Genomic DNA, 13,643 nt, shown 5'->3' on the forward strand with positions numbered 1-13,643 from the left:
TAACGAGACAATAATACGATAGACATTGATGTGACAATTGGCGCTGCAAGCTGCTGTTTAATATAAATTTATATCCTAACGCTTGGTTAGCAAACTGCTTGATTTAGGGCGTGTCGCTTGGCCGTAAAATTCGGGTATACTGATTACTTCATCGTCATTTTATAGCCATTCTATAAAAATAAAAAAGGGATTAAGCCGATGCCAGGCAAAATATTCACTTCAGTGATTCCACTACTTGTTTTACTTCCGTTCACTTCATCAGCAAGTTCGTGGGTTGATATCAGTAATCAATACACTAATAAACAAATAAAAATTGTCAGTCAGTTTCAACCTGAATTAGCGAGCTCAATTGGAATAACTGCAGTCGATAGTCAATGCAGCAACATTACCAAGGCACAAAACGATAAGTTTATTCATACTCTTGAAAGCAGCAAAAAAAGCTTGCAACAGGCACTTGAAACTGAAAAATTATTGCCAGTTCGTCAAGACCTTAACATTATTATCGGCAATATCGATCAGACCATAGCGACGGGTAAGTTAGACGACAAATACATGTTACCTTGGGTTGATGTCCCCTTGATTATATTTCGTGGCGTATCGGCATTATTAGATGAGCAAATGCCTGATATTCGAAAACAGGCCGCCATGTCGCGCCTTGCTTGTTATGTCGGTAAAACCGGACAACCGGCACTCACAGAACAAGCCAAAACACTATTTGAAACAGCCTTAACCAATAAAAGCTTAATGGGCTCCACTAAAGTGGAGGTTAACCAAGCGCTCGCAAGATTCGATACCTTAATAACAGGTTTACAGCAGTTATTTGATAAAAATAACTTCACCACAGCCAATGACAATATGGTGCTGTTAACACAACAAATTGAAGATTATCGTCAATGGGCTGAACAAACCGTTATTCCACACTCACGGGACGACTTTCGATTACCCGCAGAAATTTATGCTTTAAAACTCAAAACCGTCGGCATAGACATCGAACCGCAGTTATTAATTGAGCAAGCAAAAACAAGTTATATGATAACCAAAGCCAATATGCAGGCTCTTGCACCTTTGGTGGCTAAAAAGTTCGATTTGCCATCAGATGATTATCGCGATGTTATTAAAGCACTTAAAAACCAGTCTTTGGCCAACGATAAAATTGAAGATTATTATCGTGACATTAATCAAAAACTTGAGCAGATAATCACTGAACATCATGTGGTTGATTTACCTAAACGCGATATGCTTATGCGACTTGCCACCGAAGCAGAAGCCGCGGGTAGTCCAGCTCCTCATATGGTTCCACCACCATTCATTGGCAATACCGGTGAACAGGGCCAATTTATTCTTACCACGGGTAACCCTGCATTAAGCGGTGATGCGGCTTATGATGATTTTAATTTTAACGCGGTTGCTTATACATTAAGTGCCCATGAAGGCCGACCTGGTCATGAATTACAATTCTCGGTCATGTTAGAACAAGGCGTTTCACTAGCAAGAGTCTATTATGCATTTAACAGCGTTAATGTAGAGGGGTGGGCTCTTTATGCTGAAGCAGAAATGTTGCCGTATCTTCCCATTGAAGCACAGCTGATTGCACTTCAGCACCGATTACTACGTAACGCTCGCGCTATGTTAGATCCAATGCTGAACTTAGGCCTGACGACAAAAGAGCACGCCTATACACTATTGCGTAATGACGTTGTTTTTTCAGAAGCGGCGGTGAAACAAGAAGTTGATCGATACACCATGAGAATGCCTGGTCAGGCGGGTAGCTATTTTTATGGTTTATCAAGACTACTAGAGATTAGGGCCGGAGTAGAAATTGCCTTAGGAGATAAATTTGATCGTTTAGCGTTTAATAATTTCGTATTAAAACAAGGTTTGATCCCACCACAATTAATGGCAGAAGCCGTTAACAAACACTTTTTGGCGCAGTAAAAATTAACACTACAGCCTAACGGATCCCATTTAAATCTTCACAGGTTTGAATGGGATTGTTAATTTACCCTAGCATTCAGATAATATTCACGTTGTCCTGTCCTGTATGTCATTGGGGCCTAGGAATAGCCTTTGACCCAGACATATATTTATCTAATCTGTCGAGAAAACCCCGTGATCCGAGCGTAGCGAAAGTCGCGGGGATGAATCGATAAACTAAGCTTGCTCTTGAATATATTTTCGAATTGTATCAGCGGAGGCATTGCCGACTGAGCAAGCAAAATATCCATCAGACCAAAAAGTATTCTCCAACCAAAATTGCTTTTTAAGGTTCGGATATCTACTCCAAATTAATCTGTTGGTTTGCTGCTTAATTCTTCTAACATGCTGCCCAACAGCATATCTTGGCGAAATCCTCAAAAGAATGTGTATGTGATCCCTATCTATTTCGATCTCTTCAACTGAAAAGTCAGACTTCTGCGAAATATCTAGAACAGCTCTCTTCATAAACTCGCCAACTTCACCATGTAGTAGTTGCTTTCAATATTTAACAACCAGTATTAAGTGCAGCACAATGAGATACTTACAGTGTGAATTAGTTTGGTATTCCACTTGACAATCTCAAGCTATACAGTAGTCTATACAGTATATGAAAAAAACGCTCAGATATAACTTTCGGCTCAAACCGACAGCAGAACAGGAAGCCAAACTAATTGAGTTTGGCTCATATGCTCGTGGGTTGTGGAACTTGTTGTTGTCAGAAAATCTGCGTCGTTATAGGTACGACAAAACGTTTTTGTTCTATCCAGAAATGTCAAAATTAATTAAAGAGTTAAAGGTATTCGAAGAGTTCTCTTGGTTAAAATCCTTTGATTCTGCGGCTGCACAGCAAGTGGCAAGGGATCTGGATACGGCTTTGAAAAACTCTTTTTCTAAGAGTCGATTGCAAAAATTCCCGACGTTTAAAGTCAGCTTCAAACAGAAAAAACTGCACAATGACAGTTTTAGGTGTGTAAATAACTCGAACTGTATCCGCATCGAAAATGGTGCGGTCAGCATTCCGAAAATTGGCAACGTACCGATTGTTTTACACCGTAAATTAGTCAGTGAAATCAAGACTGTTACTGTCCAACTATCACATGGTAAATGGAATGTATCGCTCACCCAAGAGGTTGAATGCAAGACCGCGAAGCGGGTCTTGCATTCAATTGTAGGCTACGACATTAACAGTCAGCATACGGTTGTAGGTTCGAACGGTTGGTACGTTAAAAACCCAAAAGCTCTTAAACGTTCATCAACAAAGCTAAAGCAAATTCAAGTCCAGTTGAGCCGAAGGGAAAAGGGCTCTAGTCGCTGGCATAAAACCAAATCCCGCTTAAATACACTTCACGGAAAAATCTCACGCCAACGCCTAGCGTTCGCTCACGAAGTATCATGTTCGATAGCCAAGACCAGTGATATCATAGTGTTTGAGGATTTAAACGTGAAAGGTATGCAGCAATTTAACGGCCATATGGTGAACGATAACGTGATGGGTATGATCACTTCGCTGACTAAATACAAAGTTGAATTGAATGGCGGTATTTACCATGAAATTGGTCGGTTTGTGAAATCGACAGGCATTTGTTATCAATGCAAACACCCGCACAAGTTTGGCCTTATCGTGCGAGAATTTGCCTGCGAAAGCTGCGGTTTAGTCCAGTGCAGAGATTTAGCGGCAGCTAAGTCTATCGAGAACACAGGCGAAAATGATTTAATGGCGACTGGGATAGTCGCCAGGGTAACCCCCAAATTTCAGCAGAAAACATCGATTAAAACGAAAGTCTTTGAGCTATCAAAGTTTGGTGTGGAAACTGAGAAAAAAGAAGCAGTTTAGTCGTTAAAAGCTAGATTGCAGAAGCCCCGTGATCAGAGCGAAGCGAAGTCGCGGGGTAATTCACTGGCCTACAAAATGCTAAAGCATATGAATTTGTAGAGCTTAATCAATTGGTGCCAAGGTTAACTTATTTGGTTTTGGAATAAATCAATTGTGACGATAGGGTCAATCCCCATTTCAACACCGCCGACGATAACGATCCCTATTGTGCTAAATAGCAGGTTGTTACAGCATATAGAAAACACTTTTAAATCATTCGATTAAAACAGAGTATTCATCAAGTGTTGTATGACCTCTAGCGGACAGAAAGCACAACAAAGCTTCAGGGCTACGATTAAGTAAGCGCTCAATTGGGAAATCTACCGCTTCAATGACCGCTATCGCTTTTTCAAACTCGCCTAAGCTAAAAGCGACATGAGAATCAGATCCCATAACGAGAAGTCCTCCCGCTTTTTTTACAGCATTAGCAATATCAGTGCAGTTGCGTAAACTGCCTTTTCTAGAGGTTAAAAAAGAGGAATTATTTATCTCAAGCGCGACGTTATGTTTGGCTGCTGCAGCGGCGACGCTGTTAATGTCGATGGGATAAGCGGGATTGCCTGGATGAGTAATAATATCGACATGACCACTTTCAATACTGTTGATGAGTGCTCTAGTGTGAGCGTCTTTAGTCGATGGGGGGAAAACCGGTTCATGTAAACCTGCCAGCACGATATCAAGCTCCTGCAAATAATGACCAAAAAAGTCAATTTCGCCATGCTCATTCTTTATATTCGCTTCAATGCCACGGAGCATGCCAATACCGTCAACAATTCTAGGTAACACTCTCATATTCACAAAGTGCCAAAAATGGGGTGCATCAGCCATATCTGGACCATGATCGGTAATGGCGAATAATTTGAGACCTTTCGCCTTTGCAACGGAAAAGTAATCATGCACTGTACTATAGGCGTGAGTTGAAGCGATGGTATGAGCGTGAACATCGACAAGGAATTTCATGACCAGTCTCGTTGTCTGAGTTAAAAACAGTAGACATCAAGTCTACTCTGTTAACAGGCCTTACTCTATGATCTCTCGAGTTTTGTTGTAACAAACTTCATGGCGTTAATTCCTCTCTAGCTTTTCTGTGCGTTTTGTTTACGTTAAATGGTTGAAGCAGGGTTATCAAAATAAGTTCAAATAAAAACATTACTTAGATTATGCTAATTTTAAGGCAAGGTAGCGGTGTTTTTCAAGGTAGTGTTCAAACTTATCGCTTCATAAAGCATAAAGTCGGTTGCCTGGTGTGCGCCAAATAGTAGATCTTTTTTAAATTCAAAGTCATTTATTGGTAAGTTAACGTTCAAGTAATGCTTTACACGTTAGTTTATATACTACTTTCTAGCGTAAGGTAAACGCACCAGTTTATTGCTAGTGTGGTAACTATCAAGCCCTGTAATGGCGACAGTTTCTATGGCTTGCAAGTCTAAAAAGCCATCACTTTGCAGCGCGGCCTCATCTACATACACATCGATAATTTCACCAATTACCAGCTCTGTGCCATTAATGGCTAAGTGTTGATGCTCAATAAATTTAACCGAATATTTTAAGCGACTTTCTTTTACAAACGGGGCTGTAAAATTATTTAAGAACTCGGGTGTTAACCCTGTTGCATCAAACTCCGATTCGTCTTTATCGTAACGAGCTGATGTTTGATGAGCTTGCTTATAAATTGATTTATTGACTTGATTAATAGTATACATACCGGTTTGTATAATGTTTTCAAAGGTATGGCGAGGGACACTATGAGGGCGTACGATCATACCGACCAGTGGCGGGTTTGCACCTAAGTGGATAACCGAGCTGACAATAGATAAATTGGTATTGCCTTGTAAGTCTTGTGTACCAATTAAATTAGCGCTTTTAAAACCCGAGAGGGAATTGATTAAATGTGTACGTGTATGTTTTTCAAGTGCGTCTATACGCTCTTTAGTAAAATGCATTAAAACTCCCTCCAACGAAACCGTTGATCCTTGCCAACCTAAATAGGCTATTTCACCTTTTTAGTGTTAAATAATGATAGATGTATGCTTGCGCTACTGGCACCGAATAAAACCCTTTTGTCATTTTTGACCTTTCAGCGCTTGACGAAATTTGCAATTAAACTTCGCGAGTTTGATATTAGGGAGTCTCTACTTCGCAAATAGGACCTGTCCGCAGTCAGCTAAAAACCGATATGTGTTTTACGAGGAAGGATTGCAAATAGATCTATTAAATATTCAAAAGGTTAAGCGACTTTAGATTGAGCACAAGCAATTCGTTGCCCCCCGAATATAACGATAAAAATTAAGCACAATAATCAGCTTCACGAACGGCGTTGCCTTACAAGGGCCTTTATTCGAAGCAGGGACAGCCTTGAGAAAAGGTCCAAATAGGCAATAGATAATAGGGAATAGGAAAACATGAGCGTCCTTGGTTTACTTGCCTTTGCGGCTCACAAGCAAATCCTTCGCCTGATTTATTTTTGCGGCCAGATAGTTGCTGCCACCGCGATCAGAATGGAGTTTTTGCATTAGTTTACGATACGCAGCGATAACGTCTTGCTCCGTTGCCGTTTGATCAAGACCCAGGACGGCATAAGCTTCACTTGCCGTCATCTCAGGGCTATCGCTTGGGCGAGCGTGTTGTTCACTCTCTTCAGAATAGTGTCCGGCATTGGCAGCTTCGCGCCAGTCAGAACCATGCTGGCGATCAAGATAGGCAGCCAATACTTCGATCGAATCTGGATATTGTTTATCTGCTAGGCCATACAGAGAAATCAATTCTGACAGACTCAATTCAGACAGGTATTTCCCCTTACCATCAGTCGCCAGTAATTCACCGTCCAAATTGCCACTTTGGTGATCAAGGGTCATTTTGAGCAAGCTGGTTTCAACCGTAGAACGCTTCGATGTATCCGAGCTCTGTGTTGCTTTCGCCTTCTGATAAAGACCTTTCAAAAATGGAAAATAACGTAGCAGTGGAAACAAGCGTTTGGCAAATATCAGTAAACCTGTTCCCAGTGCGGCCAAAATATAAAGCTTTCCCGTGACCGTTAGCAAGATCAGTATTGTAATCAATGCGACCGCAGCCGCTTTCGCCGCGAATATCTTTCTTTGTTGGGGTTTCAGGGCTTGAATATATTGTACTGTGATATAGCCGATGATAATAACCGCTACTAAAACGGCAAGTCTGAACATAAAGTATTCACTTATTTGAGGTATCAGTTAAGTCGTAAAGCCTACACCATTTGTTTTACGGTGTTGCTTTGTCGCCGTGCTTATGTAATCCGAGAGCCTACACGATATTTACGGTGTTGCTTTGTCGCCGTGCTCATGTAATCCGAGAGCCTACTCGATATTTACGGTGTTTATTTTTTCGTTGCAACGGTTGGATTATTTACCGCTCACTAATCACGACTACTTTAATTGCTGTAATAACCGTCTCACGCTCGCATCCTTACTCAACAAATTATTTTTCAAAGCAGATTTTCCGCCCGCAGCATATACCGCAACCGCGGCTAACAACTGACCTAACTGTCTAGCACTACCTTGATCAAACTGGCAATGTGCACCTCCACTCAATGTCGCTAGCTGTGAGAAAATACTGCCAACCTTTGCATTATTTCCTTCTTGAAAAACAAATAAAGGCAGATTGAGTATTCCCAACTGGCCTGCTAAGGCTCCAAGTGAATCTGGGTTTTCTTCAACACTATCACCGACAAATACCAGTGCGTTTACTTTGTTTGCGCGAGTTTCACTCAATGCATGGGATAACACTTTGGCAATCTGGGTTTTCCCGGCCAGGCAGCGAACTGAAAGTAAGGCTTGTTTGATTTCATCGGCGCCGCGTGTCCAGGGAAGTGCTTTAAACTCTCCAAAACCCCGATAATAACAAAGCTGCACACTTAGAGTACTCACCTTATCGGCTTCGGCAAACATAGCCGCATGTTGTTGACTCGCCATATCCCAGCAGTGCTCACGACTTGCTGTGGCATCCATGGCAAATATCAATCTACCCTTGTCTTCGCCAGTGACCCGCGGAGTATTTTTGACTTGGCTAATGAATGCCTGAATATCTTGAGTGCGCGACTTTTTATCAGGGAGCTTTGAGACCATGTGTTATTCCAGTTTCTGCTATATCTAAAGTAAATAATAAACACAAAAATAGAGTAACCTAAATAATGTAAAGTAACAAAATCAGCGCCGCTCAAGATTGCCGCTACTATAAGAACATGTGGCAATAGTAGGGCAAAGAGTCCGTCGTCTAGAAGTCCGACGATACCCCTAATGCCGCCGTGATAAAGAGAGGCTAGTGCTCTAATCAGCTGAGCTATGAGTTTATTAGCTTTTGAATATTAACTATTAATTTTAGACACAAAAAAACCAGCTTTCACTGGCCGTATTCTCTTTTATAAGAGAAATGGTACACCCGAGTGGACTTCGCTTTACCACATGAATACCGACCCCTACCGCCGCAGTTAACTAAGAGAGGGTAGTGCTCTAACCAGCTGAGCTATGGGTTTATTAGCTTGTGAATATTAACTATTAATTTTAGACACAAAAAAACCAGCTTTCGCTGGCCGTATTCTCTTTTTACAAGAGAATTGGTACACCCGAGTGGACTCGAACCACCGACCCCTACCATGTCAAGGTAGTGCTCTAACCAGCTGAGCTACGGGTGTATTGTATGAATTTGACTATTTATACTCTGTCAGAAGAGTGGTACACCCGAGTGGACTCGAACCACCGACCCCTACCATGTCAAGGTAGTGCTCTAACCAGCTGAGCTACGGGTGTATAATGTCTTGCTTTGTATGTTTTGGTGTATTGAACCACCAATCCCTACCGCCGCGGTTACAAAAAGAGGGTAGTGCTACTCTTTTTACCAGCTGAGCTACGGGTGTATTACTTATTTTTAATAAAATCAAAAACTTTAAAACATCTCGCTTCAAAGTGGATGCTATAGTAAGTGGGATAGCCTATAGCTTGCAAGCAAAAAAACCATTTTTATATCTAAATGGTGATTTGCTGTGCAACTTGCTTCAAGGTTAAGCAATGTTAAATGGTTAACCTTGGTAATTTTCATAATTTAGCCTATCTGACTAAATACCAAACCTTTCTTTTGAATGTACTTTAATCTTATTGCAAATAAAATTGCCGCCGATGTTAATCCTGCAATTAACCCAATCCAAAATCCATGAGCGCCCATGGCAGGTCGAACAATGTCAGTATATCCCAACACATAACCTATGGTCATGCCAATACACCAATACGAAAACAAGGTAATGTAAAACGCACTTCGAGTGTCTTTATAGCCTCTTAGCGCTCCTGCGGCGACAACTTGGATGGAGTCGGATGTTTGATAAAATGCAGCAAGCATCATCAAGCTACCCGCTAAGGTAACCACTTCAGGATTATCATTATAGAGTAATGCGATCTCATGCCTAAAGGTCACCGTCAGTAGGGCGGTAAACACGGCCAAGACTAAAGACAAACCTAATCCAACTTTAGCGACAAGCGCTGATATCTCAGGTTGACCGCGACCAAGGTAATAACCAATACGAATAGACACCGCAATACCAATAGATAATGGCAGCATAAATATGATTGAAGAGAAGTTAAGGGCTATTTGATGACTCGCCACTACATTGGCGCCAAGAGGCGCTAAAAATAACGCGATGACGGCAAATAGGCTGACTTCAAAAAATAATGCCATTGCAATTGGCATCCCCAGCTTTGTCATCGCCCACATGTTAGCTAAGTGCGGACGATAAAACTGTTTAAACGGTTCCAGCTCTTTAAAGGTTTTATCGACTAACATGTAAATGATCATGGCGGCTAACATAGCCCAAAACACAAGCGCTGTAGCTACACCACAACCCGCACCGCCCATTGCTGGAATACCAAAACCACCATAAATAAACACGTAATTGGCGGGTATATTGACGGCTAATCCAATAAAGCCAATCACCATCGTTGGCATAGTATAAGAAATACCCTCACTGCAACCGCGCAGTACTTGATACAACACGAAGGCCGGAGCGCCCCACAAAATAGCATCAATATAACCAACCGTTAACGCATGCAGCTTGGGTTCTAAATTCATTAGTTCGAGTAAATAAGTAGAAGATGTGAGAAAGAACATCACACCAATACCACCAATTATGGCAATATATCCAGCCTGAAACAGTATCGCGGGAATGGCTTGCTGATTATTTGCACCATGATATTGTGCAAATACTGGCGTAAAAGACATGAGTAAACCTTGAACAAATAAGATTGCAGGTAACCAAAGACTGGTGCCCACAGCAACTGCAGCCATGTCTACTGCGCTGACGCGGCCAGCCATAACGGTGTCAATAAAGCCCATCATGGTCTGAGTCACTTGTGCAATCAGTACCGGCAGCGCTAATTTTATCAAGCGTGAAATTTGAAACCCTGTATTATTCATTAAAAAACCTATAACGGAACGAGATAAAATATGTTTACTGGTATAGTTCAAGCCACTTGTGAGGTGGTCTCAATTAACAATGCTACAGGTCTTAAAACCTTTGAAATCGCTATGACGCCAGAGTTAACACAAGGATTAGTAACAGGTGCTAGCGTAGCCAATAATGGTGTTTGCCTTACTGCTACCAAGATACTAAATGATAAGGTTTTTTTCGATGTAATGGAAGAGACATTAGCCGTAACTAACCTAGGTAATACCAATGTCGGTGATAGGATAAACATTGAACGTTCGTTAACGTTTGGGTCCGAAATCGGTGGGCATATTTTATCAGGTCATGTGCATACTCTGGCCACAGTAAAAGCCGTGAGTAACACCGACGAGCACTATAATATAGAACTGCAAGTTAATCCGCAGTGGATGAACTACATATTTTATAAAGGCTTTGTTGGAATTAACGGCTGTAGCTTAACGGTTGGTAAGCTCACTGACAATGGATTTATGCTGCATTTAATTCCTGAAACGTTAAAGCTGACCAATTTGGACGATTGCACCGTTGGCAGTAGGATTAATATCGAAATTGACAGTCAAACGCAGGTTATCGTTGATACCGTTGAGCGCATTTTGGCTAATAAGCAACTTGCGTAAATAAGCCACTCGTCATAAAGTGCCATAACTTGCTTGCTTCGCAGATTAAGCAGGCAAGTGCTATGGATTAATAAATTTGTTCATCGTCTGAATCGATATGAAGTTCTATTTTTCTACGATTATCATCTAGATGCATCCGAATGTGGATTGGATTACAACAAATACGACAGTCGTCATAATATTCTTGATCTCCTGAACTGGCATCTAAAGTGACATATTGATTATGCCCGCAATGGGGGCAACAAATGGCGCGCGAAAGCAGTCTCATAACTAATACTCCTCACTGACTCGTTATTAACAAGTATAGTGAGCATTTAGCATTTTGGATCATTCCTATGAATGATTCTATCAAATCAAAATAATTTTCATTCAAGATGAAGATTAATGACATTTTATTTAATAATATTGCTTATAATCAGATAGTAATGCTATCAATATAATTCACTGGTAATTAAATCGGTAATTAAATCGGTAATTAAATCGCCACATTGTATAAACAGTGACTGCGGCGCAGCGACTCGATCGAGATTGCACTCGTTAAATAATCGCTAATAACATTAGCCAGCTTCTTTTCATTTAATTTAGCAAAAAACACCATTTATACCTGTTATTCATCCCGTCATGGTTGCGCCATAATCCGCTTATCACATAGAATAGAGACCTGCGTTTTTGGGTAACTAAGACTCCTGTACTGTCTTGATTTCATTAGCGTGTCACTCGTTCAAAAAGAACATACTTAATTACCATGTGGCCCTACGTGTGGGTCACCACTGGACAAGGAATTTTCATGCCTATTATTACATTGCCTGATGGCAGCAAACGTGAGTTTGCCAATCCTGTATCGACTCTTGATGTTGCATTAGACATCGGCCCTGGTTTAGCTAAAGCGTGTATTGCTGGCCGAGTAAATGGTGAGCTAAAAGATGCAACAGACTTAATCACTGCAGATTCAGAGTTAGCTATCATTACGGCTAAAAACGAAGAGGGTGTTGAAATTCTTCGCCATTCTTGTGCCCATTTATTAGGTCACGCGATCAAACAAATGTGGCCTGAAACCAAAATGGCGATTGGCCCTGTAATCGATAACGGATTTTATTACGACATCGATTTAGATCATAAGCTGACGCATGAGGATATCGAAGCCTTAGAAAAGCGCATGCTTGATTTAGCAAAAACTAACTACGATGTGGTTAAAGAAGTTGTGTCTTGGCAACAGGCTCACGATGCATTTAGTGCTCGTGGCGAAGAATATAAAGTTGCCATTCTTGATGAAAATATCAGTAAAGACGCAACACCTGCGCTGTATAACCACGAAGAATACATTGATATGTGTCGTGGACCGCATGTACCTAACATGCGTTTTTGTCAGCATTTTAAATTGATGAGTGTTGCTGGTGCATACTGGCGTGGTAACTCAGATAACAAAATGCTACAACGTATATATGGTACTGCTTGGGCAGATAAAAAAGCGTTGAAAACCCATTTAGTGCGCTTAGAAGAAGCCGCTAAGCGTGACCATCGTAAAATTGGTAAGCAATTAGATTTGTACCACATGCAAGAAGAAGCACCTGGAATGGTGTTTTGGCATAACGATGGTTGGAGCATATTTTTGGAGCTTGAGAAGTTCATTCGCCAAAAGCTAGGTCAATACACTTATCAAGAAGTGAAAGGCCCACTGATGATGGATCGTGCATTGTGGGAACGTTCTGGCCACTGGGATAAATACGCAGATGCCATGTTCACGACTAACAGCGAAAACCGTGAATACGCTATTAAGCCAATGAACTGCCCAGGACATGTACAGATTTTTAACCAAGGGTTAAAATCTTATCGAGACTTGCCATTACGTATGGCTGAATTTGGTTGTTGTCATCGTAACGAACCATCAGGTTCACTTCACGGTTTAATGCGCGTACGTGGTTTTACCCAAGACGACGCTCATGTTTTTTGTACTGATGATCAAGTTCAACAAGAAGTGAGTGCATGTATCCAAATGGTATATGACACATACGCGACATTTGGTTTCGACAACATCGAGGTTAAACTGTCAACGCGCCCTGAAAAACGTATTGGCGACGATGACATGTGGGACCGCGCTGAAGAGGCATTAAAGCAAGCACTTGCCAATAATAATATTGAATTTGAAATATTACCCGGTGAAGGTGCGTTTTATGGCCCAAAAATCGAATTTACTTTGCATGACTGTTTAGATCGTGCATGGCAATGTGGTACAGTACAACTCGATTATGCATTACCGAATCGTTTAGGCGCGACTTATGTCGCAGAAGACAACAGTCGCCAGACGCCAGTAATGATCCATCGTGCTATTTTAGGTTCTTTAGAACGTTTCATAGGTATCTTGATAGAAGAATACGCGGGTAAATTTCCAACATGGCTTGCTCCAACGCAAGTGGTTGTAATGAATATTACCGATAAACAAGCTGTTTATGTTGAAGAAATCGTTAAATTCTTCAAAGAACAGGGTATTCGGACATCTTTTGACTTGAGGAATGAGAAAATAGGCTTTAAGATACGCGAACACACTCTAAGACGTGTGCCTTATTTATTGGTCGTTGGTGATCAAGAAATGGAAAATAAGGAAGTAGCGGTGCGTACACGTGACGGTATCGATTTAGGCAAGTTAAAACTAGAAGATTTCGCCGCGATGATACGTCAACAGATTTCGCTCCGTAGTCTCAAATTGTTGGAGGAATAG

10 protein-coding genes, 2 tRNA genes and 1 pseudogene are annotated in these 13,643 nt (G+C 41.2%); 4 read left to right on the plus strand and 9 right to left on the minus strand.

Going from position 1 to position 13,643, the window contains the following annotated elements; translation table 11 throughout:
• The first annotated feature begins 198 nt into the window (after window positions 1-198).
• Window positions 199-1,935, plus strand: a complete 1,737-nt coding sequence (locus EGC80_RS15865) for a DUF885 domain-containing protein (RefSeq protein ID WP_124013155.1) — start codon at window positions 199-201, stop codon at window positions 1,933-1,935.
• Between the two features lie 216 nt (window positions 1,936-2,151).
• Here the strand turns inward: EGC80_RS15865 and tnpA are convergent.
• Window positions 2,152-2,463 (minus strand): annotated as a pseudogene (gene tnpA, locus EGC80_RS15870) (IS200/IS605 family transposase); the annotation flags it as partial.
• Between the two features lie 121 nt (window positions 2,464-2,584).
• Between tnpA and EGC80_RS15875 the strand changes: the two are divergent.
• On the plus strand, window positions 2,585-3,811 hold the full coding sequence (locus tag EGC80_RS15875; RefSeq protein ID WP_124693494.1) for an RNA-guided endonuclease InsQ/TnpB family protein: 1,227 nt from the start codon (window positions 2,585-2,587) through the stop codon (window positions 3,809-3,811).
• Window positions 3,812-4,063: 252 nt separating this feature from the next.
• Here the strand turns inward: EGC80_RS15875 and EGC80_RS15880 are convergent, their stop codons facing one another.
• From EGC80_RS15880 to EGC80_RS15910, 7 genes are all read right to left on the minus strand, one after another.
• A complete protein-coding gene (locus EGC80_RS15880) occupies window positions 4,064-4,810 on the minus strand; it encodes a phosphatase (RefSeq protein WP_124014151.1) in 747 nt (248 codons plus the stop codon).
• 374 nt (window positions 4,811-5,184) lie between these two features.
• On the minus strand, window positions 5,185-5,793 hold the full coding sequence (locus EGC80_RS15885) for a flavin reductase family protein (RefSeq protein ID WP_124014152.1): 609 nt from the start codon (window positions 5,791-5,793) through the stop codon (window positions 5,185-5,187).
• A 474-nt stretch (window positions 5,794-6,267) separates the two neighbouring features.
• A complete protein-coding gene (locus EGC80_RS15890; RefSeq protein WP_124014153.1) occupies window positions 6,268-7,029 on the minus strand; it encodes a DnaJ domain-containing protein in 762 nt (253 codons plus the stop codon).
• 219 nt (window positions 7,030-7,248) lie between these two features.
• The gene (locus EGC80_RS15895) at window positions 7,249-7,947 is read right to left on the minus strand and encodes a VWA domain-containing protein (RefSeq protein WP_124014154.1); all 699 of its coding nucleotides are present in this window, start codon (window positions 7,945-7,947) and stop codon (window positions 7,249-7,251) included.
• A 489-nt stretch (window positions 7,948-8,436) separates the two neighbouring features.
• Window positions 8,437-8,513: transfer RNA gene (locus tag EGC80_RS15900), tRNA-Val, on the minus strand.
• A gap of 38 nt (window positions 8,514-8,551) precedes the next feature.
• Window positions 8,552-8,628 (minus strand) — tRNA-Val (locus tag EGC80_RS15905).
• A gap of 292 nt (window positions 8,629-8,920) precedes the next feature.
• On the minus strand, window positions 8,921-10,282 hold the full coding sequence (locus EGC80_RS15910; protein ID WP_124693495.1) for an MATE family efflux transporter: 1,362 nt from the start codon (window positions 10,280-10,282) through the stop codon (window positions 8,921-8,923).
• Window positions 10,283-10,312: 30 nt separating this feature from the next.
• On the opposite strand from EGC80_RS15910, the gene EGC80_RS15915 reads away from it, so the two are divergent.
• Complete coding sequence (locus EGC80_RS15915; protein ID WP_124014155.1) at window positions 10,313-10,927, plus strand: riboflavin synthase subunit alpha; 615 nt, start codon at window positions 10,313-10,315, stop codon at window positions 10,925-10,927.
• Window positions 10,928-10,994: 67 nt separating this feature from the next.
• On the opposite strand, the gene EGC80_RS15920 is transcribed toward EGC80_RS15915, so the two are convergent.
• Complete coding sequence (locus EGC80_RS15920) at window positions 10,995-11,195, minus strand: CPXCG motif-containing cysteine-rich protein (RefSeq protein ID WP_101031398.1); 201 nt, start codon at window positions 11,193-11,195, stop codon at window positions 10,995-10,997.
• Between the two features lie 519 nt (window positions 11,196-11,714).
• Between EGC80_RS15920 and thrS the strand changes: the two genes are divergently transcribed.
• On the plus strand, window positions 11,715-13,643 hold the full coding sequence (gene thrS, locus EGC80_RS15925) for a threonine--tRNA ligase (protein WP_101031400.1): 1,929 nt from the start codon (window positions 11,715-11,717) through the stop codon (window positions 13,641-13,643).

Source organism: Shewanella psychromarinicola (assembly GCF_003855155.1).
GTDB classification, from domain to species: domain Bacteria; phylum Pseudomonadota; class Gammaproteobacteria; order Enterobacterales; family Shewanellaceae; genus Shewanella; species Shewanella psychromarinicola.